The following is a 23,524-nucleotide window of genomic DNA, read 5'->3' on the forward strand; positions in this document are numbered from 1 at the left end:
ATCCCGACGTCGTTTGCCGCCCACTCAATTGTCTTCCCGAGCCAAACGTTCCAGTTCGCCCAAAACGGAGTCGAGGTCGCGAACAGGCTCGCCGATCTTGCGTCCCTGGCGGTCCATTCGCGCCAGTTCCAGCAGTTGGTCGAAATCCGGGTGGGATTCCAAACGAGCCCGTAACCGCCTTCCCGCACTGCCGGTCAACCATTGCTTGGCCGAAGGCAAGTTCTCGACAAACCACCGGGTCCTGGGCGAAGTACAATCCTCGATCGCTCGCAATCCCGCTTTGACGTGGTCACGAGGGTCGATGGCTTTTCCGACATCGTGCAGTAAGGCGGCCAAGAGAAACTCTTCATCGTAGGGATAGGCCCGCCAGGCCAATTCGAAAACCTGGAGGCTATGATACAAGGCGTCTCCCTCCGGATGCGATCCGGCGTCCTGCCGCACGAATTCCAAAGCGGATAGGAGTTGACGGAACTTGAGTATGGGATTCGCCGGCATTTTCGCGACCGCGGCATTCCGCGGCACGTTTCTTTCGCTCCATCGCTCATTTCGGAGCAGCAGGTCGAGGTCGTCCAACCCAATCCCCGACGTTGGATTGCTCTCAACTTTTTCATCCACGGAGACCGTCGGAGCGAGCACGGTGACTAGGACCGGAAAGCGGCTGTGTAGCGATAGTGTCGTCGCAGATACGCGCGCAAGATTATCCGGCGGCACGGACTTCCGTTCGGCGAAACCGATTCCGCTCCTCTCCAGCACCTCTTGGATGTCGCGACACGAGGGGGCGGTGATTTCGATGTGTATTTCGCGACCGCGGAAGATGAATCCAAAAGCGGGATCGCCCACCAGTCGCGGCGAAAACGCGGAGAGCAATCGCATGAGTTCCAAAGCCGCCCGCTGCATTTCCTGAATCCGGGTGCGGCGAAACTGAGGCTCCGACGCTCGGGCAAGATTCTGCAATTGTGTTTCAATCTCAGAGAAGCCAGGCAAGTCTTTGCCGGAAGCGACTCCTTGGGCGAATCGCATCGCCGCCCGAGTCCGGGCTGTCGCCACATCCGATTCCTCTTGACGCAAGAGCAGTCGCGCCGCTTCTCGCGCTATTTGCCTGCGAATGTTTACATTTTTCATCGTTTTTGCGTCGATTAGGAGGGACGTTTCCCGACCTCAATCGCCCTGCATTCATCTTAGCAGGTCCGCCTGGAAATCGGCTTACCCAAAGGCCGTCGAAAAACCGTATCCGCTCGACATCGTCGAACCGACGATCCACACAAGCGTAACACTAGCAGTCTTATCAAGTATCGAAGTGACGAAATGCGTGAATCTTCTGCGAAAAGTTGTATACTTACCGTGATGACGAACTCAACCTTTCGCGAGATTCGTCGCGATGTTTGCGATTCGCGCGCCGCCGGGAGTCGCATCTGCAAAGCGGTCGCTCTCTTCAAAATGATCTTGGATCACGTACGAGAATCAGGAAGTTTTGTGCGGATGCGTCAATGAGAACAAAACCCAATATCAGCAGCGTGTTGCTCGCAGGAATTACGCTCGGCATATTTCAGGCCGCTTGTGCCGCAGTGGTCGCGGGTGAGCTTCATGGTTGGGATCGTTTGCCCTATCCGGTCGTCCTGGTGCAGGTTCCCTTTCCACATCCCTGCGAAAAGGCCGCGCAAGTCTCCGCCGATTTGACGACCAGCGACTACTTAGAGGGTGCCCGATTGGTACTGCTGCGGCCCGGAGTCGCCCCCGAGGTGCTGGTTCCGCAGTTTCACAGCGCGGCCGATCCCGAGGTCTCGTACGACGCCGGCCACTTGCTTTTTTCGGGAAAACAGCGGGAAACGGACCCCTGGAACATCTTCGAAATGGATATTGCGACGCACGAGGTCCGCCAAATTACCCGAGACCTCGGGAACTGTCGCCGGCCCCACTATCTACCGCGTCAGTTCATGTTGGTCGCCGTAACACCGCCGCCTCAACAAGCTCCGGCATCGTCACAACCTTCCGGCGAGGCCGAGATCGAAGGGAAATTCACGTTTCGATCCGCGGACGAAGCTTGGACGCTGATCGGCTTCGTACGGGAATTGTCCGACATTCGCGCCGAAGCCTCGTCCTTGCCGGTAACGCGTCTCTACTCCTGTCGCCCCGACGGCACGCAAGTGCGTCGATTGACGGCGAACCTGTCGCGGGATTTCGATCCGAGCGTCCTACCGGACGGTCGCATCGTCTACTCCGCGTGGCGGAGACATAGTCTCGCGCGAGGTTGGAAGGGGTGGATCGACCTTCAGGCAATCAATACCGACGGGACCGACGTTATGCCGATGTGCGCAAACGTCGGCAAGCTCAGCAAACGCATGGCGGTTGCGATTCCTCGCGGGCTTTTGGGCAAGTTGGTTTTCGTGGAATCCGACGTCGTCCCCTGGGACGGCGCGGGGGAGTTGGCGTCCGTGGATCTGCGCCGTCCTTTGGCGACGTACGGCACTCTGAAAACGGATGACAACTACGTGTATCACTCGCCTTCCTTTTTCGCGGAGGACAAGATCTTGGTTTCGCGGCGTCCTCGCGACGGTTCGGCATCTCATGCGGTGGGAATCTTGCGTCTCACCGATGGAGAGTGGACGCCGCTCTTCGATGACCCAAGGTATCACGACTTTCACGCCAAAATCCTGGCTGCCCGACCGCAACCGGATGGACGTTCTTCAGTCGTGGACGATCACGACCCGCTGGGAACCCTCTACTGTCTCAACGTGAACATCAGCGATCTGCCCAAAGAGCAACAAATCGCCGCCGGAACGGCCAAGGCCGTCAGGATACTCGAAGGCGTCCCAATCACTCGGAACGGGAAAGAATGCGATCCCACCGCCCTCGACGGTGCCGTGCGGCGTTTGTTGGGCGAAATTCCGCTTTACCCCGACGGGTCCTTTCAGGTCAAAGTTCCCGGCGGAGTACCCTTGGAGATTCAGCTTGTCGACGAGCGCGGCATGAACTTGCGTAGCTGCGGTTGGATTTGGGCGCAAAACCGTTTCTACCAGGGCTGCATCGGCTGTCACGAGGACCGCGAACTGGTTCCGGATAACCGCATGGCGGACGCCCTTTGGGAGCCTGCTCCCGTCATGGCCCCGCCCGAAAACCAACGCCGTACGCGGGACTTTCTCCACGATATTTGGCCGCTCTTGGCCCGAGATTGCGGCGACTGCCACGGTCCGACCGGATCGCATTCGCCCCGACTGTGGCAAACGGTTCCCGCCGACTCCGAATCTGAACGCACCGCCGCGGGCGAGGCCTTCCGCATATTGACGGCCCCCGAGAACCCCGATTGGCAAAATGGCAAGGGACGCTACATCGTGCCCGGCCATGCACGCCTCAGCCCGATCATCTGGCATCTTGCGGGAACGAACACTGCTCGGCCCTGGGATGGCTCGGTCGCATCCATGCCAGCGGTCCCAATGAATCGCCAGGGGGAAAGCTACCCATCCGAGTCGTTGAAGTCGTGGATCGAATGGATCGACTTCGGCGCCGCTTGGGACGCAACTCGAGAGCAGGCACTCCCGAACGGGCAAGCAATCTCCACAGCGAACGGGAGCCCCGCTCCGTCACCGGCAAACTGAATCCACAGGATGCACTTCATGAACGATATTTACCGGCACATCCGAAACAGCAGGGCTTCGATCCGCTTTATGGCGATCGGCATGGCGGCCATTGCAACCCTGACCCTATCCGTGCAGTCCTCCGGCGCCGAACCGGAGTTGCCTGTTTTCACGGACGTCACCGCGCAATCCGGGATCACATTCCGGCATTCCATCGGCGACCTCGAATTAAGCAATATCGTCGAAGGCTCCGGCGCGGGAGCGTGCGTTTTTGACTACAACAACGACGGTTGGCTCGACATCTATTTTCCCAACGGGGCGTGGACGCCGGGCGTCAGCGACAATCGAGGCCGCCACCTCCGGGGAAAACTCCGAAACGCACTCTATCGCAACAACGGAGACGGGACGTTCACCGACGTCACCGACGAGGCCGGCGTAGGCGATCCATCGTTCAGCTTCGGTGCGTCCGCCGCCGACATCGACAATGACGGCGACCTGGATCTGTACGTTCTCAACTACGGTCCGAACGTCCTGTATCGCAACAACGGCGACGGCACCTTTACCGATATCTCACGAGGCTCCGGCTTGGATGATCCGCACTGGTCGCTCTCGGCGCCTTGGTTCGACTATAACGGCGACGGGTATCTCGACGTCTATGTCTGCAATTACCTGGAATACGATCTCGGGGCGTTCTCGGCATATTATCGCGCGGACAACTTTCCCGGTCCCTTGAGCTATAAGGGTCAGCCCGATTTTCTCTACCGCAACAACGGCGACGGCGCCTTCACCGACGTGACGCGCGAGACCGGCCTATTCAATCCCGAAGGCCGCGGGATGAGCGCCACCGCCGTCGATCTGGATAACGACGGCCTCCTGGACATCTTCGTGACCAACGACGCCATGGCCAACGACTTTTTCCGGAATCAAGGCGACGGCACCTTCCTGAACGAAGCCCTGCCGCTGGGACTCGCGTTCGGAGAGGGCGGCCAGGGCGTATCCTCGATGGGGCCGGATTTCGCGGACGTCAATCGCGACAATCTCCTCGACGTTTTCATTCCGGATATGGACTACGGATGTTTGATGCTCAATAAGCGAGAATATTTCGAGGATGTGACCGCGCGTGCCAACGTCGCACAGGTGTGCGGCCAATACACAGGTTGGGGCAGCGTGCTCTTCGACTACGACAACGACGGCCTGGTGGACATCTTCGTCGCCAACGGCAATGCCCATCACGAATTTCCGGAAGAGGACGTTCTGCTACGCAACAACGGAGACGGCACCTTCACCGACGTGGCCAAGTCGTCGGGCGACTATTTCAGCGAAAAATGGGTGGGCCGCGGCGTCGCCTGCGGCGACCTGGACAACGACGGGGATCTCGACCTGATCGTCGTCAACCTCAACAGCGAGGCCAAGATTCTGCGAAACGACGGCGGCAACCGAAATTATTGGATGATGGTGCGTCCAAGACTCGCGTCCCTCAAACGCGACGCCGTCGGCGCACGCGTGACGATCACGGCGGGAGGCCGAACCCAGTTTCGCGATGCCGTTCCGGTGCGAGGTTATTTATCGCAAATGGATCCGCGGGTCCACTTCGGGCTGGGGACGGTTTCCGTCGTGGAACGCGTCGAGATACGTTGGCCGAACGGTTCAAAAACCGTCCTTGCCGACGTTCCCGCCGACCGGGTGCTGGAGGTCAATCAACCGGAATGAGTCCGAAAGAGGACGGTGGGAATTGTTTTTGACGGAAGAAGGCGGTGAATAGCCGCATCGCGGCGTCGCCTCGCCCCTGAAGGCGGCACGCGAACGGCAACCATGCTCGGAGGGTGGCAATGTTCTCGCGGGGACGAAACGTCGGGACCCAATGGCTGCCTTACTTTGGTGCGATCATCCTTGCCTTGGGCAAGACCGCGGTGGCCTTCGAGGGGGCCTCACGGCACCCCGTTTATGTCGGCATCAAGGTCTGTGCGGAATGTCACGACGGCGATGCGATGGGCAATCAATGTTCGATTTGGGCGCGGTCTCGGCACGCCGACGCGTACGCCGCCTTATCGAAACCGGAGGCGAGGCAAATCGCCAAGTTGAGCGGCGTCCCCGTTCCGCCCCAGCAATCGCCGCTCTGTTTGGGCTGCCATGCCACCGCCGCCGAGGCCGAACCCTGGGAGCGCGACCCGACGTTCGCGATTCAGGACGGGGTGCAGTGTGAACATTGTCACGGCCCCGGCAGCGAGTACGCCGACGCCGCCGTGATGATGAATCGCGAATTGGCCATGAAAAGGGGCCTGCGCCTGCCTTCGAGAGAGGAATGCAACTCCTGCCACGGACCGAAAGGCTCACACGACGCCGTTTTGAAGGGCGAGCGATTGGATATGGACAAAGCCTGGGAACTCATCCAACATCCCACGCCTGAAAACGCGGAGTTCACTAAGCCTTCCTTTCCTTCCTTCCCAACGTCGCCGAAGGAACCGGCGTTCGTGGGCGCCGCCTCCTGTGCAGAATGCCACGAGGGACCGGAGAAACAAGATCATTTCAGTTCATGGCGGCGGAGCAGTCACGCCGATGCCTTCGCCGTCTTAGCGACGCCTCAAGCGCGCGAAATCGCAACCTCGATGGGGGTTACCGGCGACCCGCGAACCAAGCTGGAATGCCTCAAGTGTCACACGTCGCTTTACCATCGACCCGCGTCGCACGTGCTTGAAACGGCCTCGGTGTATGAAGGCGTCTCCTGTGAGGCCTGTCACGGTCCCGGCAGCCAACATGCCGAAACCCATTCGCGACCGCAAGCCGCCGAAAAGAATGGTCTGCTGAAGGTGAATGCGGCCACCTGCTTGAACTGCCATGAGAACGCCCACGGCAAACCGTTCCGGATTCCGGATAACTTGGCCGAAGCTTCGCATCCCATCAAGCAGCGCGAACGCGAAGAGGCGGAACCGGAGTACAAGACACCCGTCAATTTGGCGGTCAGTCCCAACGGTAAAGAGCTTTATGCGGCCTGTGAAGGGGCCAAGAGCGTCATCGTCGTCGATATCGCAACCCTCCGCAAAGTGGCGGAGATTCCCGTCGGCACGCAACCGCACGACGTGGCGTTCACCCCGGACGGAAAGACCGCTTTTGTCAGCAATCGATTGGACGACACCGTTTCGGTGATCGACACGGAGTCGAGAAAGGTGACGGCGACGATCCCCGTGGGAGACGAACCGCACGGATTGGTCGTGGATCGCCGAGGCGAGTTCCTATACGTCCTCAATACGCTCTCCGAAGACATCTCGGTCGTCGATCTGGGCAAACGTACCGAAGTCAAACGATTGGCGGCGGGAAGAGGACCTTGGTCCGCAGCCATTTCCGCGGACGGTCATTGGATCGCCTGCACCAATGTGCTATCGCACTTCGTCCCGTTTCGTACGGCAGCGCGTTCCGAAGTGACCTTGATCGACGCCGAGCGGGGAATGGTGATGCTGCGTGCCATGGTGCCCGGCGCCAACGGACTCCGTGGCATCGCTTGGCACCCCAACGGCGAATTCGCCCTTTTCACCCTGAACCGGCACAAGAATGTGGTTCCAATGACGCGAGTCGTCCAAGGTTGGACGATCACCAACGGATTGGGCATTCTGTGGCGGGACGGTCGCGTCGATCAGGTTCTGTTGGACGAACCCGGCATCGCTTTTCCCGATCCCACGGACGTCGTGATTACACAGGACGGCAAATACGCCCTGGTGACCAGCGCCGCCTCGAACCGGGTGGCCGTCGTGGCGGTGGACAAGCTGTTGGCGATTTTCCAGTCCGCCGACGAAACGGAGCGCAGTCAGGTCATTCCCAACCACTTGGGCAAGGCCTCGGAGTTCATGCTTCGCTGGATCGAAACTCCCCTCTGCCCGCGAGGCATCACCATCGCGCCTGCCGCCGATCGGGCCTTTGTGGCGGCCTCGCTGGACGATCGCATCGCCGTCATCGATCTGAAGACATTCCAGTCGGCGGGAGTCGTGGATCTCGGCGGTCCTCAAGTCATCACCAAGGAGCGTCTCGGCGAGCGTGTCTTTCATTCCGCCGCGAATACATTTCAGCGGCAATTCGCCTGCTCCAGTTGCCACCCGGACGGCCACGTAGAGGGTTTGACCTACGACATCGAACCCGACGGAATCGGCGTCAATCCCGTGGATAACCGCACCCTGCGGGGTATTCTGGACACGGCGCCTTTCAAGTGGGAGGGGCTGAATCCCTCCTTATCTCGGCAGTGCGGTCCGCGGCTTGCCGTGTTCTTTACACGCATCCACCCCTTCACGCCCGAGGAGTTGTCCGCGCTGGATTACTACATTTGCACGATCCCTTCACCGCCTAACCGCCATCGTCCCTTTGGCGCGGAATTGACGCCGGCGCAGCGCCGCGGCAAAGAGATTTTTTATCGTACGATGACCAACGACGGGCGCCTTATACCCATGGAGAAGCGGTGCAGCACATGCCACTATCCGCCGCTCTACACGGATCGTCGCATCCACGACGTCGGCACCAAGATGCCGCTCGATGAGCACGGCCTGTTCGATACCCCGCAACTATTCAACGTCTACAACTCCGCGCCCTATCTCCACAACGGCATCGCCGAAACTTTGGAGGAAATCTGGACGCGATTCAATCCCTACGATGAACACGGCGTTACGAACGACATGACGAAGGATCAACTGAACGATCTCATCGAATATCTTCGTACCCTGTAGGCACCCATCATGATGCGTAATCGCGTGATCAACACCATGCAAACGGAGGTCGGACCATGAGAACAAGCTACCGCGCTGGGCGACTGTGGTCGCGATTTGCAGCCATGCTAATTTTGGCCGGTTGGACGGCAGGACTCTCGACTGCGGAAAACGCCGAAACGCAACAGGAACCTGCTCCGCCCGCGTTGGCCTTCGGGCAAAGCGTGGAGGGAATATCCGATGAGGATTTGCCCTATGTTTACACTCATTGGAAGAACTACACCGTAGACGACGGGCTTCCCAACGATCACATCTTCTGTGTGAAGGCGACCGCCGAGGCGATTTGGATCGGTACGGAAGACGGCCTGGCGCGATTGGACAAGAAAACCGGCGCCATGCAGTCCTGGAAAGAGTCCGACGGCCTGCCTTGGAGGGCGGTCACCTCCATCGACGTGGATCCGAAGACCGGCGACGTTTGGCTGGGGCTTTTCGGAGGCGGCCTCGCTCGATTCTCCGGTGGCCGTTTCGATCATTTCCATCAACTCAATAGCGGCCTGGTCAACGATGTCGTTTACGGCGTCGCCGTGGAAAACAATCATATCTGGTGCGCGACCACGGCGGGCGCCAGTCGTTATGATCTCGTGACCGGCAAGTGGGACGTCTTTACGGAAAAGAATGCGCCCATGGAGGAGATATGGAACTATAACGTCACCTACGCCCCGACCGTCAACAAAGTCTTTCTCGCCGTCTGGGGAAGCGGTTGCCTGGAGTTCGACCTCCCTACGGAGAAGTGGAAAGTCTACCTCGATCCGGACAAGGAGATGGAAATCGACCTCTATCGCGATGACGGGATCATCCACGTTATCACGACCGCGGCGAGCTTTGCCGACGGTGCTCTTTGGGTCTCGTCCTACTTCGGCAGTTGCCGCTACGACGGTCGCCATTGGCGCGGTTTCTACGCGCACGAGACGGGAATCCCCAGCGACTTCACCAATTTCCTAAAAGGTCGTTCGGCCGACGAGGCGTGGCTGTGCACGGACAAGGGGTTGGGGGTGGTGGCGCATTACCCCACCGATACCTACGTTTCCTATTATCGCAACGCAGATAACCCCGGCGGGAGTGCCAAGATTTATCGCCGCGGGCGATTGCTCCGTGAAGTTCCCTTGGATGTCTCGATCGCCCACAATTTCATCATCGGGGCCGATTTCGACGGTGACGACGTCTGGATCGCCACGGCGCACGGACTATCCCACGGCATCGGCAAAGGATATTATTCGGGCGTCAAGAAGCTTTCCGAATGGCGGGAAACCGTCGCAACGACATCCCCGCAGTCCGAAAGTCCGAAATAGTTCGACGGTTCGAAATGACTTACGGACAGCCGCGGCCCCGACAAGAGTAAAGAGTTACTTGGAGGTGAGATATGCGACCCATCGTTACTGCCCTTTGCGTGTTGGCCACGACAACCGGATTGTTGGTCTATGAGAAATCGGTTCGGGGAGAGGAAACGACTCAACCGGCGCAGACAGTTCCTTCCGACTTCGGTGTTCCCATCGAACCCAGCATGAAGCCGGTGCTCGACGCCGTGCACGCCATCCACGATCCCTATCGCGTCCCTCAACTGCCGCTGAAAATCGACCGCAACTATGGTCACACGCCGCGCGATCTCGAACCGTTCGGGTATGTGGCGCCCTTCAAGCGCCATTTTTTGGTCCAGATGGAATACACCGGACCGGGCCGCGCCATTCCCGAGCCTGAGCACGTCGAGACGGTCAAGATCGGCTTTCTCGGCCCGATCGAGCCGACCGTCTCGGTCGCCACGGGCGGAAGAAGCCACGAGGAAAACCTGGGACAAATGATGCTAAGAGGCACCCAACTGGCGGTGGAAGAAGCCAACGAACAGGGCGGCTATCGCCCTCGCGGCATTCCCTTTGAGTTGGTCGTTCGCAATGACAACGGACTCTGGGGATCATCGGGAAACGAAATCATCAATCTCGCCTACAAGGATCAGGTTTGGGCGATCGTCGGCACCATCGACGGGGCCAACAGCCATATCGCCATTCGGGTAGCGCTGAAGGCTGAGATTCCCATGATCAATACCGGCGACACCGACCCCACCTTCATCGAAACCAACATTCCCTGGGTTTTTCGGGTGATCTCCGATGACCGCAGGCAGTGCTACTTGCTGATCGACTACATCTATCGCAAGGTCGGAATCCACAAACTCGGCATCATCCGTGCCAGCAATCGCTACGGTCGCTTCGGCGTTCGGGAGCTTCGCGATGGGAGTCGGCGACTGGGTAAGCCCGTGCCCCTGGAAATGGCCTATTTCGTGGGACAACCGGACTTCGCCTTGGAGTTGCAACGTTTGAAAGATGCCGGCGTGGAGGCCGTCGTGCACTGGGGCGACGCCGACGACGGCGCGCGGATTCTGAACCAGATGCGTGCGATGGGCATGAAGCAACCGTTCTTCGCGTGCGATCGTTGCCTGGGGCCTGAATTCACCGGAATCGCCGGAAGCAACGCGGAAGGCGTCGTCTGTGCGTCACCCTGGAATCCGGAACGGGATGATCCGATGCTCAAGGAATTCCGCGAGCAATTCACGAAGCGATTCGGCGTGGAACCGGACACCTACGCCGCTCATGCCTACGATGGTACGCGAATGCTTCTCTGGGCGATCCAACTCGCCGGACTGAACCGCGCCAAGATCCGGGACGTCCTGGCTTATCGAAGCGAACCCTGGCAGGGCGTCATCGGCAAGATCCAATTCTCGGCCGCTTTGGACGGACGTGACGAGGTGTTTCTGGCCATTCATGAGGGCGGTCGGTGGCATTACTACTCCCGGGAGGAATTGAACATTCCCTCCGGCGAGATCGGGAAATACACGGATCATATCCGAACACCCCCCGGCGACCTGACGCAGTTCCACCAGAATTGACCGGCGGACGACTCCGCATGCCAAATGCCCCTCACCGACGACGGCGTCGCTCGGCGCTTTTTTGTCGTCAACTCATTTCGCTGCTCGTGTGCATTTGCTGGGCGGCAACGCCCTCGCTGCAATTAAGGAGTGAAACGGCGGCGGAGACCTCGGCATCACCTCACCGCGATTTCCGTCACGCAGAGTCCCCGACCATTCCCGACTTGCGATCGTCGTTCGCCGATGTGAGCGCCGGGATAGCGATCGGGTATTTTGGTCCGTTTGAATCCGATCAAGACCCCGACACGTCGGCATGGCTCGCGGCTGAAATGGCCAGGGAGGACATCGCCGGGGAATGCCTCGACGGTCGCCCTCTCAAGTTGTCGCCGGCGTGGTCCGAGTCGCCGTGGACCGGCGGGGCCGCCGTTCTGTCGGATATCATCTTCCGGCAGCAGGCCCTCGGCATCATCGGAGGCATCGACGGCGAGGCCACCCATTTGGCCGAGACACTCGTCGCCAAGGCCCACGTTCCCCTGATTTCCGCGGTGTCCACGGCCAAGAGCGTCAATCTCGCGAACGTGCCGTGGACTTTCAGCGTCCTGCCGGGTGATCACCTGATCGCTCCCCAACTGGCCCAACGTTTGGCCGTCTCGGCGAGGTCTCTTGCGGTAATCAGCGGCCCAGACCACGATTCCCGCGGATTTTGGCAGGAATTGCGCCCGCACTTACCGGCCGATCGTATCACCCTAGCCGGCTTGTGGATCGTTCAGAGCTCAGGCAAGGAGGAGGAACAGTCGCTGGCCGCCATCGCCGCGAAGATCGTATCCGCCAATCCGGAGTGCGTCTTAGTGACTGCCAGAGCGCCCATCGCTGCCCATGCGGTGCTAACGCTCCGCGCTGCCGGCTATTCCGGCATCCTCGCAACGGACGCAAGGGGAGGGCGTCGCGCCTTTCTCGAAACGGTCGGCGATTCCGCCGAAGGGATTCTGTGCCCGTTGGTGATCGAACCTTCCGATCGGCTCGAAGATTGGCTCGCACGCTTCGAAAGCCGATTCAACCGGAAAGCCGACTACGCCGCCGCCGCAACGTACGACGCAACCTGCCTGCTATTGCGCGCGGCGATCCGTGCCTCGTCGCCGCAGCAACCAATCGTGGATCGGGCGAACATCGCGCGGTTGCTCCGAGATTCGGCACCGTATTTGGGTATTACCGGTCGCATCGAGTGGGACGACCTCGGCGCCAATCGTCGGCCGGCCCAAATCGGCGTTATCCGCAAGGGGAAGTTGCAACCGGCGACGCCGGTACCCGATGGAACGCCCGCTCGAAGCAACGCGACCGATTCGCACGACGTCGGCCAATAGGCTCCTCTTGGGAAGGCGTCTTTCAATCCGCCGTCAGTATCGGAGGACCGACCTGCCTGGTGTTAAAGATTTCCCGCGCGCGGCGCGTGGCCGGCGTATCGGGGTACCTTTCCTCCGGCGGGTAGGGATAACGGGACATGCCGTGGAAGGGCAGGGGGGCCAGCGTCTCCCCGGCGGCCGTGTACAAGTCCATGTCTTTGCAGTAGCTATCCGTATTCAGCATCCAAGATCGCACGTAACCCGGGGGCGGATCGGGCAGTTCATCGGTCTGGAATTCCATGGCCACCTCTTCTCCCGGTCCGAAGATGACGAACGCATCGTCCGGCGCGTCGATCAGTTCGCGGACGTCGCCAAATCGCGTGAATAACCCCGCTGGCGACTTCCACGACAGTGTGTAATCGATATTGGCGTAATCCAACAGGTTTGGGCCTTTCCCGTCGGGGGAATACTCGCGCGGAAAGCCCAAGTATCGCAATTCCGCCCGCGAGGCCGGAATCTCGTGAATGCGACTCGGCGCAACATCCTCGACCGCGGCGAGAAACAGCCGATCCCAAAACAGTTCCAAGTTGGAGCGGATTCGAAGCCGAGAGTCACCAGGTCGCAATAGGTGCGTCAACTCCACGGTCATCCAATGATTGATGCCGGCAGGGTAAGCCGCTTCCCGCAGCAACTCCACCCACCGGCCGTCGCGAAAGACGTCGATACTTGGCGCCTCCAGTCGCACGCCCGCTTGAGCGGCGGCGAAATTCGTCTGCGAGTATCCATATTCCACCCATCCGTTCGCAGCCAGGATTAGCCGCCGCTGCCCCGCGATGCGATCCTGCAAAGCCGGGCCGAAGTCCAGCTCGATCCAGTGGGGCATCGCGACGCCGCAGAACCGCGGATCCACACGCGTCGTTCCCGCATACACGCGATCGACTTCCGTCAAGGCGGCTAAAACATCCTTGCCCTCGTGATCCCTCGCGGCGATGGGATCCAGACGATCCTGCTCCCGAATCGCGAAGACCTCGAACGGCGGCGGAGGCAGGTTCACGGCCATCATTTCGTGCGGCAAAACCGTCGCATCGGCGGGATGGTCCACCGCCAACAGTTTGACTTCATCCAGATAGACGACCTCCTCCAACGGCTCCACGATTCTGACGTGATAACGTCCGTCCTTTTCGCGGAGCACCGGAATTGGGACGATTTCCGTCGGATCGGGGGCGGCATACACGCCGGGAGAGACGAGATATCCCAACCCGCCCATTCCGCCGAAATCACTGACGAAGGCGAATTTCTCGCCGTCCCAAGCAAATAGATGAGGGCACGACGACGTCTTGCGCGGAATCTCGGCCACCTTGTGAACTTGATCGGCCTGTAAACCGACTTCCGCCTGGAGCACGCCGTCCGGCCAAGTGATTCGCAACCACTGGACCTCGGTATTCTCTCCCAATCCAAAGTGCAAACGCAGCGGCCCTGCCGTCGTGGGACCGTTGAACGTCCCGACCACCTGCTGGGCCGTAATCGTACCCGATTTGATTTCGACGCGGGCGCCGATTGCCGACTCGTTGGATCGCGATTTTTGATCGCGGTATCGAGTTCCCGCGAGATCGAATTGCACCCAGTGCCCGCCCTGAGTGACGTTACTCATCAATTTGGGCGCACCTCCCGTCGGCAGGACAAGAACGTCCAACTTGCCGTCGGCATCGGGGTCCGCCGCGAGACACGGGGCGTTTCCGGTGAAACTGAGCGCTGCGAACAGGAAGGCGCCGTCCGCCTTTTCGCAATTCAGCCATCGACCGTGCGGCAAGTCGTTAATCAACGCCACAGGCCCTCGACGTCCGTCGGACCGCAGCGCATCGCCGATCACCACGTCCAAATCCCCATCATTGTCGAAGTCCGCGAACTGACCCGATGTTCCGCCTCGCGCCCCCGGCACCGCCGGGAATTCGGCGACCTCTTCGAATCGCAATTCGCCTTTGTTTCGAAACAGTCGGTTTTCCGCCCCGGTCATCACCAACAGGTCCGGACGCCCGTCGTTGTCGAAATCGCCCGAGGTGGCGGCGACGCAATCGGTAACTCGTAAGCCTGTTCGCTCGGCGTCCAAGAGGCGGTACTTTCCGACCCGATCGTTCACCCAAAGAAGGGGCGACCCTTGGCTAGGAAAAAGCAAGGCGTCGGGGTCGCGGTCGCCGTCCAGGTCGGCCCAAACGAAATTGGCCAAGGGCTTTCCCCCGGCGTTCAAACCCAACTCTTCGGCGGCCTCCCGATACGTCCCGTCGCGGTTGTTAATCCACAGTCTCGCGCCGCCGCGATCGGCCGCAGTGGGTAGGCAACAGGCCAGCAAGTCGAGGTCGCCGTCGCAATCCACGTCGATCATTCTCGCCGCAGCCGTGAACGTGCCTTCCGGCATGTCAGAAGCTAGGGCCTCGACACGCGTGAATTGCCCGCCGCCGTCGTTTTCCCAAAGCTCATCTTTTCCCGCCCGACCGAGCCACAAATCGAGGTCGCCGTCGTTGTCCACGTCCCCCACCGCGACGGAGACAACATGATCCGAGAGGATCGCGCCCGCTTGAAATCCGCCGGTGCCGTCATTGCGAACGATTTGCGCACCGGCATTCTCGCCCACGCCGTAGAAGATCCAATCGAGATGACCGTCGCCGTCCCAATCCCCAACCGCGGCGCCTCCCGTTCGGACGCGGACGTTTTCCCAATCCCAGGCTCGTATCTCGACCGACAAATCGGCGACCTCGGGCGAGAAGACGAAAGGCTGAACGGGACGTTCCTCGGTCTCCGGAAGAGGCAATGCGTCGGGCCCGAGGGCAAGGTAGTACTTTCCAGCCGACCCGTAGATTTTACGGACGGTGAAACTGCCGCCCGCCAACTCCGCGTTGTTCAACGCGCGAAATCGCTCAAACAGTGGGGCGGCCTTATCTCGCTGACCGCTCCTCTGGTACAACATGGCCAGACGATACACCGCGGACACGAACCCCGGATCCTCCGCCGTTGCCTGCTCCAACAGCGATATCGCCTCGTCATGCCGCCCTAAAACGATCAAGGCTTCGGCGGTTTTGAAGGCCGCATGGGCGTCGCGCGGGTCGTGTTGGTGAACGCGAGCGAAACACTCCAACGCCTTTTCGTGCTCGCCGACGTGCTCGTAATACAACCCCAATGCATACCACGCGTAAAGGGAATCCGGCTTTTCCGCAACGAGTTGTTGCAACAAATCGCGGGCACGATTCAAAGCATCCGCCCCGCCGGATTCCTCCTGCATGTTCAGATACGCCAAAGCCAGATTGTATTTCGCCGCGAACCAATTCGGCTGCGCCTCGAGAACTTGGCGAAAGGCTTCCGCCGCCGCGGAATACTCGTACTTTTCGAGTAAGGCACACCCACGATTGAACACCGCCAAAGACCGGAATGCCGACGATTCGTCCCCGGCGGTTTCCGCTCGGGATTTCGTTCCGCCCGTTCCGATCGCAATCATCACGGCGGTTACCAAGATCGGAGTCATGAATCGCGCGGCAATCAACGAACGGCTCACGACAAGCTCCCTTGACATGCTTTTACCGGAAGAAATTGATGAAATACTTTCCATCGATGAGGCGGAAATCGCAATCGCCCTTTGCACAATTGAGGCAAGTGCAATATTCAATGCGTCAAAGCAGGGCCTTTGCACTAGTGCAAGACCGCATCCGCGGCACGGGCGCATCAGTCTTTGAGGAAAAACTTTTCCAGTCATCCACGAGGCGACCGCTGCGCACCACCAGGCCGCAAACCTTTAACGTCTCGGGGGTGTCCGAAAGCCACGTAATGCCGTCGGTTTCGTCCACCTGCACGCAAGAAGCCGCCGACCCTGCACGGATCGGCGGCTACCGTCAATTATTGCGCAACGGAACACCCGCCGTGTTTCGGGCCATCTGCATTTTAGGCGGCCCGCCGTCGCGTGGGCCAGCGTTCCGCAGCGGGACGATGCGCGAATCTACTCTTTGGTCTGAGTACTCAAGTAGACCGCGGCGCCCATCTGCTGGATCTGGTCCAACTGTTCCTCCAGCCAATCCACATGCGAATCCTCGTCCTTCACGATTGACTCCAAGAGTTGCCGGGTCACGGCATCTCCGACTTGATCGGCCAAGTGGATGACTTCGTTGTACAGCTTGACGGCCTCCAATTCGGCGTTGAGATCGAATTGGAATTGCTGTGGAATATCCGGACCGATGTGGACCGCGTTGAGCTTGGACACCGTCGGCGTTCCACCCAAGAAGATGATTCGCCCGATCAGGCTCTCGGCGTGTTTCATTTCTTGAATCGCTCGGCGCTCGACGAATTTGTGGAGTCGTTCGTAGCCCCAATCGTCGCACATTTCCGAGTGGACCATGTACTGCATGATGGCCGTCAATTCCTCGGCTAGCAATTCGTCCAGCTTCTTGAGCAGTTCAGGATTTCCCTGCATGGACTTCTCTCCCTTTCGTGCAAGCCCCCCGGAAACAGGTATCTACAACACTCGATTATCCGGGCATGGGATGCGCAGTACAAGATCGAGTCGACGTAACCCGCACGCCGGCATCCGGCATCGCGAGCGAAATTCTCGAACTGTTTACGGTCATGTTACAATGTTGGTTCACCCCTGTTGGTGATGCGACCCCTTGTGGCAAGTGAAATCCAACCTTCTTTCTTTTGCTTCCTTTGCGGTCACCATGAGCGATTTCATTTTCGCAGGAGCGGCCAAGCGGATTCTCGCCGTTTCGAACACTTCGTGTCGCTCCGCGACCGAACCGACGCCCTTAACTCAGCCGAATTCCGCCGGCTCAACCTTCTTCCGCGGACTGGACGCCCGCCTCAATTTTCCCGGACTGGAATGGCTCCTCATCTTTTGCGTATTCTGCATCCAGGGAGCTTGGCCCGTCCCCGATGTCAATGAACCGTATTACGTGGGCAAGGCGATCCATTTTTGGAACCCCGATTTCGGTCCCCGGGACGATTTCTTCGCCAGTCGCGATGCCCATTGGGTCTTCTACTTCTCGGCGGGGTGGTTGGCCCTAGTTCTGCCTCCAACCGCGATGGCGTGGACAATTCGTTTGATCACCTGGGGGCTTCTGGCTGAGGGATGGCGCCGATTGCACCGCAGCGTTCTGGGTCGAGGCGGTTTGCTCGCCGCATGGACCGCGCTCTTGTTTGCCGCCGCCAATGACCATCTTCACATGGCGGGAGAATGGGTCATCGGCGGAGCGGAAGCCAAAGGCATCGCTTATGCCGCCTTGTTTTTCGCCTTGGCCGAACTTGCCAAGGGGCGGTATTCCCGGACTTGGATTCTGCTCGGCGTCGCCACCGCTTTTCACGTCTTGGTGGGCGGCTGGGCCATGGTTGCAACCGTCTTCGCGTGGTGCACTTCCAGGCCGGACCGTCCCAGCGTGCGGAGCATGATCCCTTACATGACTGCCGCCGTGGTGATCGCCCTGCCGGGCCTGGTTCCCTCTCTCATGTTGGCTTCGGGGGCATCTCCGCTGGTCGAGGCACAAGCTCACCGCATCTACGTCTTCCACCGCCTCTGCCATCACCTTGTGCCCGGTTGCTTTGGATTTTGGAACATTGCTCGATTCGCCCTTTTGACCGCCCTATTTCTTTATCTTTGCCGCCTGCTCTCGCCGGACGCCCCATGGCTGAGAGTCCGCAACTTCGTCTTGGGCGCCGTAACGATCGCGGGAATCGGCATGTTGCTCGGCTTGACCGTTCAAATTCAGCCGCAATTCGCCGCCGCCGTCTTACGCTACTACTGGTTCCGGTTGGCCGACGCCGCAATCCCTTTGGGCACCGCCCTCGGAATCGGTATCCTCGCACAGTCCGCCCGTTCGAAAGCGTGTTTACGAGAGTCTTGGGTGCCTCGCGGTTTGGTGTATCTTGGAATCGTTGCCGCCGCGGGACATCTGGGCGGATATGTTGTGGTTCGCTCCGTACCCGTCGTCCCTCGCGCGGAATGGCGCGCCACCACGTGGTGGGAGTCGATCGGCGATCCCGGACTTCTGCGAAACTATTACGGATGGCGTCGCGTCTGCCGGTGGGTTGCCGAAAACACGCCCCGCGATGCTCGATTCCTGACTCCCCGCCGCAATGGGAGTTTCAAGTGGTACACCGGTCGCAGCGAAATCGTTACATGGAAAGAGATTCCGCAGGACGCTCAATCGATCGTGCAATGGTGGAATCGGCTCCTGGATATCCACGTCCTGGACGATCCGGTGCTGGGCAAACGATGGTCGCGAACGCTCGCCGAACTCCGCGAGAAACGACTCTTGGAATTGGCGGAAAAATACGACGCGGATTACATCGTCACCACTTGGAAGCCCACGTTGGACCTGGAATTGGTCTTTGCGGAGCGCGGCAATCCATTCTTGGTGTACCGGTCCAAGCGGAGTCGTCCTCCCGAACGAACCGTGCACGAAGCCGTTCCCAGCCCGGCCGATTTGATTCAGCCGTAGATCGCAAGCAACGCATACAATTGCGCCAATACCCATTGGTGACGTAATGACGGAAAAGAACCAAAATGCGATCGAAGGCGTGGAGTTCATCCGTTGGCTGCAAAGTCGATTGAAATCGCCCCTTCCCGGCTTCACCCCCGAAGGGCGTTTCAGCCCGCGCCCCGTTCAGGGTAGAAACTATGCCGAACCGTTGCTCAACCCTAAACTCGCCGCCGTTCTCGTCTTGCTCTATCCCAAGGACGGATGCTGGCACATTCCTTTCGTCGTTCGACCCATGACCATGCCCACTCATGCCGGCCAGATCGGCCTACCCGGCGGGACGCTCCGCCCCAACGAAAGGTCGGACGTCGCCGCATTGAGGGAGTACCAAGAGGAATTAGGAGCCGACCCGAAAGCCGTCGAATTGCTCGGTCCTCTGACGCCCATTCACGTCCACTCGAGCGGTTACCGAATTGCCCCGTGGCTGGGTGTCACCGCAGAAACCCCGGTATTCTCGATCAACACGCACGAGGTCGAAAGTCTGCTGGAGATTCCGCTTTCACACCTCATCGACCCGCGGAACTATGGCCGGCAATGGCGAAGCCATCGCGGCGAACGCTACGAATCCCCTTACATTTCCTGCGGGACCCACCAGATATGGGGAGCGACTTGCGTCATCGTCGGCGAATTGATCTTGCTGGCTGAAGAGTACTTGGCACCTACCGCCCATCCGTCGCTTCGCGATTGAAGGCCGCGGCACCGCGCGGACGGCATCGCGAATGCCCGTTCCCGTTTCCCACTCCTTTTGGCAATCCAACGAATTACGTTTCCGGAAAATCCGGCGTGAACTCGCGCCCAATGCTTGTCGAAAGCAATCGAAGGGCCTACAATCTTTTCGCACAGGTTACGCAGTCTAAACTGACACAATTATGACCAACCGATAAGCCGACCGCTCGCGGTTGCACGGTTCCCACCCAATCCTAGACATTCCACTTCCGCCTGCGGGAATCCTCCTCCGAGAATCGGCAATCCACGAAGTTTGGCGACGACCATCTTAAACCCCAAGCATTAGAGTCAGGTAGCAGTCATGGGGAAGCGTCGGCCGATAAGCCGTCTTAACCGCGGAGTTCGAACTTCGATTTTCTCTGACATTCGAGCACCAATGGCGATCGCATTGGCGGCGTCGTGCGTGATTGCCGCTTCCCTAGCCGGAGCAAAGGCCGACGACGAAGAGTCGCCCTCGGCGGCGACGATTCGAACCGCTTTGCGGCAGGTACCAGGCCAAGATTCGCCCGCACCCAGCCTATTCCCCGAACTGGTACAGCCATTCTTTGAACGGCACTGTTACGACTGTCACTCGGGAGATAGCGCCGAGGCGGGCGTCGACCTTGCAGCGGTGACCTCGCAAGATGATATCGTTCGAGAACCTCGCCGTTGGCGGCGGGTGCAAACCATGATCGCCACGGGCGGAATGCCCCCGCCCGATATGCCGCGACCCGATCCCGACGAGCGCAGTCGCGTTGCCCGGTGGCTGGAAGAAACCATTAACGCCGCCATTTGTTCGGGCCCCCAACAACCGCCTCGCGTCACTGCCAGAAGGCTCAACCGACTGCAATACGTCAACTCGGTGCGAGACCTGCTCGGCGTGGAACTGAAGGTTGACCGGTTGCCGCCCGACGACGTCGGCTACGGATTCGATAGTGTGGGCGACGTCCTCTCCCTGCCGCCGCTACTGTTCGAGAAATTCCTCGGCGCCGCCGAGGAGGCGGCGGCAGCCTGTTCCGTCCCTGACGGCATCCAGAGCGGAGCGATCAGTCAAGAGGCGTTGGCTGCGATCTTGAGTGAGTTCATGACGCGGGCCTTTCGAAGGCCCCCGCGACCGGACGAAACGGCGAGACTGAGCCGCTTGCTGCAACGGTTGCAAGAGGAAGGAGCCACACCCGAGGATGCGTATCGATCGGGCATCGTCGCCGTCCTCAGTTCGCCGCATTTCCTTTTTCGTTTGGAACCCGATCCGCCGGACGTCCCGCCCGACACGGTACGCCCCCTCAATGATTTCGAACTGGCCACGCGGTTGTCGTACTTTCTGTGGAACAGTACCCCCGATGCCGAATTGTTGGAACTCGCCCGCCAAAACAAGCTGCGGGCCGACCTGCGCGAGCAAGTGGACCGAATGCTGGCAGATTCGAAATCCCGCTCATTCGCCCACGATTTCGCCGAGCAATGGCTACAACTCCGCAACTTGGATCAGTTCCAGCCCGACTCGAATCGCTTTCCCGGCGTGGATGACTCCCTCAAAGCGGCGATGCGCACGGAGGCCGTCCTTCTTTTCGAAACGGTACTCCGCGATCAATTGCCTGCCATCCGTTTGTTGGACGCCGATTTTACCTTCGTCAATCGACGACTTGCTGAGCACTACGGTTTGCCGGGTGATTTCGACGAGACCTTCCAACGCGTTTCGCTCAAGAATTCCCATCGCGGGGGCGTGATTACGCTGGCAGGCGTGCTGGCGGTCACTTCGGTGCCGACGCGAACTTCGCCGGTAAAGCGGGGAAAGTGGATCATGGAAACGATTCTCGGCACGCCTCCCGCCGATCCGCCGCCGGGTGTTCCCCTGCTCCCCGACGACACGGAACCCAACGTGACCGGCACGCTGCGGGAGCGGACGGAGAGGCATCGAAAGGACCCCAATTGCGCGGTCTGCCACCAAGTCATGGACCCCCTCGGTTTTGCTCTCGAGCATTTCGACGCTGTGGGAAGGTGGCGGGACCAAGACGGCGGATTGCCCATCGACGCATCCGGAGAGCTCCCCGACGGCAGGAGTTTTCGAGACGCCGACGATCTCAAACAACTGCTCGCCCAAACATCCAACGCCGAATTCATTGGCTGTCTGACGGAAAAGCTCATGATTTACGCACTGGGCCGGGGAATGACGGACTCCGATCATTGTTGGGTGCGGCAGTTCGTCGCATCCTGCAACACCGAGACGGCAAGCATTCGAGAAATAATCTTGGCGATCGTGGAGAGTGACGCCTTCCAAAAGACCGTGACCGCCGGTTCGCCCGCCGATCCGGAAAAACAGCAAGCTTCGACGGTCTTCCGATCGACAACCGTCGCGGGATTTGCCAACCGCTAACGACCGTAGGAAACGCCAAACCGATCGGATCGTCAAGCTGTCAAAAAAGACTTTCCGAAAAACTCACATTGTCGGAGGGAAGTAAAGATGACGGGTCACCGGATTTCGCGTCGTACGATGCTGCGAGGATTGGGAACCGCAGCGGCCTTGCCGTGGTTGAGCGCGATGGCTCGGCCTGCCGCAGCAGCGTCACAATCCGCGCCTCTGCGCATGCTGTTCATGTACGTTCCGAACGGCGTCCGCATGCAAGCATGGCGCCCCACGCAAGAGGGTGCTTTGACCGAATTGCCCCCCATTCTTAAGCCGCTGGAGCCTCATCGCGAATATGCGTCGGTCTTGAGCGAACTGACGTTGAACGGAGCGCGTCCGTTGGGTGACGGACCGGGCGATCACGCACGCGCGGCAGCGGCATTCTTAACGGGGGCTCATCCTAAGAAGACGGGCGGCGCCGACATTCACAACGGCGTATCGGTCGATCAAGTTGCGGCAAAGACCTTGGGCAAAGAAACGCGATTCGCCTCCCTCGAATTGGGCGTCGATCCGAGTGCCCAAGCCGGAGCGTGCGATTCCGGATACAGTTGCGTCTATTCGTCCACGCTTTCCTGGCGATCCCCTTCCTCACCGTTAGCCAAAGAGACCAACCCTCGCGCCGTTTTCAATCGCCTCTTCGGCGACGCCCAAGCCCGGGATGCCGGAAACCAACCGCTTTTGGCGAGGAGAAAAAGCATCCTCGATTTCCTGGCCGACGACGCAGCATCGCTTCGGCGCGAACTCGGCCCCGGAGACCGCAGGAAACTGGATGAATACCTGTACGCGGTACGGCAGGTCGAGCAACGCCTCGAGCGTGTGGAAAAAGAGAATCGACTATTCGCCGCGGGCATCGAACCGCCGCCCGAAGTCAGTCGCCGTGCGTTCAGCGACCGTCTGAAGCTGTTGATGGACATGATCGTTCTGGCGCTGCAAACGGATTCCACTCGCGTGATCACGTGCATGTTCGCCAACGAGGGCAGTAACCGCAGTTATCCAGAGGTCGGCGCCACGGAAGGACATCACAGCCTCTCGCATCACGAAAGGAATCCCGCCAAACTCGATCTGATCCAAAAGATCGATACGTTCCACGTCGAGCATCTTCAGTATTTTCTGGACAAACTGTTCGCCGCCGAAGACGGTGAGGGGCGCCTGCTCGATCATTGCCTGATCGTCTATGGAAGCGGAATCAGCGACGGCAACCGCCACAATCATGACGATTTGCCGATCTTATTGGCGGGGAAGGGCGGGGGGCATCGTGGAGGCCGACACCTGGTTTACCCGAAGGAAACCCCGCTGGCGAATCTGTACCTGGCAGTCCTGAATCTGGCTGGGATACCGGAGACGAAGTTCGCTGACAGTACCGGTCCGCTGGAGGGACTCATCGGTTAACCGCCT

At 59.7% G+C, this 23,524-nt stretch carries 13 protein-coding genes; 10 read left to right on the forward strand and 3 right to left on the reverse strand.

What is annotated here, in order from left to right; genetic code table 11:
- Positions 1–24 precede the first annotated feature (24 nt).
- On the reverse strand, positions 25–1,122 hold the full coding sequence (locus tag ACYQ6J_RS01470; protein ID WP_460182414.1) for a tRNA adenylyltransferase: 1,098 nt from the start codon (positions 1,120–1,122) through the stop codon (positions 25–27).
- Between the two features lie 365 nt (positions 1,123–1,487).
- Here ACYQ6J_RS01470 and ACYQ6J_RS01475 point away from each other — a divergent pair, with 365 nt between their 5' ends.
- The 6 genes from ACYQ6J_RS01475 (at position 1,488) to ACYQ6J_RS01500 (ending at position 12,532) form a co-directional block, all read left to right on the forward strand.
- Positions 1,488–3,593 carry an HzsA-related protein gene (locus tag ACYQ6J_RS01475; RefSeq protein WP_460182415.1) on the forward strand — a complete coding sequence of 702 codons (2,106 nt, stop codon included), beginning with the start codon at positions 1,488–1,490 and terminating at the stop codon, positions 3,591–3,593.
- An 18-nt stretch (positions 3,594–3,611) separates the two neighbouring features.
- On the forward strand, positions 3,612–5,282 hold the full coding sequence (locus ACYQ6J_RS01480; protein WP_460182416.1) for a CRTAC1 family protein: 1,671 nt from the start codon (positions 3,612–3,614) through the stop codon (positions 5,280–5,282).
- Positions 5,283–5,401: 119 nt separating this feature from the next.
- Positions 5,402–8,278, forward strand: coding sequence for a multiheme c-type cytochrome (locus ACYQ6J_RS01485; protein ID WP_460182417.1), 2,877 nt, complete (start codon positions 5,402–5,404; stop codon positions 8,276–8,278).
- A 56-nt stretch (positions 8,279–8,334) separates the two neighbouring features.
- Positions 8,335–9,606: a ligand-binding sensor domain-containing protein gene (locus ACYQ6J_RS01490; RefSeq protein ID WP_460182418.1), complete on the forward strand. Its 1,272-nt coding sequence runs from the start codon at positions 8,335–8,337 to the stop codon at positions 9,604–9,606.
- 71 nt (positions 9,607–9,677) lie between these two features.
- Positions 9,678–11,192, forward strand: coding sequence for an ABC transporter substrate-binding protein (locus tag ACYQ6J_RS01495; protein WP_460182419.1), 1,515 nt, complete (start codon positions 9,678–9,680; stop codon positions 11,190–11,192).
- 17 nt (positions 11,193–11,209) lie between these two features.
- Positions 11,210–12,532 (forward strand): ABC transporter substrate-binding protein, encoded by a 1,323-nt coding sequence (locus ACYQ6J_RS01500; protein ID WP_460182420.1) that lies wholly within the window; start codon positions 11,210–11,212, stop codon positions 12,530–12,532.
- 22 nt (positions 12,533–12,554) lie between these two features.
- On the opposite strand, the gene ACYQ6J_RS01505 is transcribed toward ACYQ6J_RS01500, so the two are convergent.
- On the reverse strand, positions 12,555–16,055 hold the full coding sequence (locus ACYQ6J_RS01505; protein WP_460182421.1) for a CRTAC1 family protein: 3,501 nt from the start codon (positions 16,053–16,055) through the stop codon (positions 12,555–12,557).
- Between the two features lie 438 nt (positions 16,056–16,493).
- Positions 16,494–16,964 (reverse strand): bacterioferritin, encoded by a 471-nt coding sequence (gene bfr / locus ACYQ6J_RS01510; RefSeq protein WP_460182422.1) that lies wholly within the window; start codon positions 16,962–16,964, stop codon positions 16,494–16,496.
- Between the two features lie 244 nt (positions 16,965–17,208).
- On the opposite strand from bfr, the gene ACYQ6J_RS01515 reads away from it, so the two are divergent.
- The 4 genes from ACYQ6J_RS01515 (at position 17,209) to ACYQ6J_RS01530 (ending at position 23,518) form a co-directional block, all read left to right on the forward strand.
- The gene (locus ACYQ6J_RS01515) at positions 17,209–18,984 is read left to right on the forward strand and encodes a DUF6798 domain-containing protein (protein ID WP_460182423.1); all 1,776 of its coding nucleotides are present in this window, start codon (positions 17,209–17,211) and stop codon (positions 18,982–18,984) included.
- 46 nt (positions 18,985–19,030) lie between these two features.
- Complete coding sequence (locus ACYQ6J_RS01520) at positions 19,031–19,711, forward strand: NUDIX hydrolase (protein WP_460182424.1); 681 nt, start codon at positions 19,031–19,033, stop codon at positions 19,709–19,711.
- Positions 19,712–20,125: 414 nt separating this feature from the next.
- A complete protein-coding gene (locus ACYQ6J_RS01525; protein WP_460182425.1) occupies positions 20,126–22,099 on the forward strand; it encodes a DUF1592 domain-containing protein in 1,974 nt (657 codons plus the stop codon).
- An 87-nt stretch (positions 22,100–22,186) separates the two neighbouring features.
- On the forward strand, positions 22,187–23,518 hold the full coding sequence (locus ACYQ6J_RS01530; RefSeq protein WP_460182426.1) for a DUF1552 domain-containing protein: 1,332 nt from the start codon (positions 22,187–22,189) through the stop codon (positions 23,516–23,518).
- Positions 23,519–23,524: the final 6 nt, after the last annotated feature.

It is taken from the genome of Thermopirellula anaerolimosa (assembly GCF_054657335.1).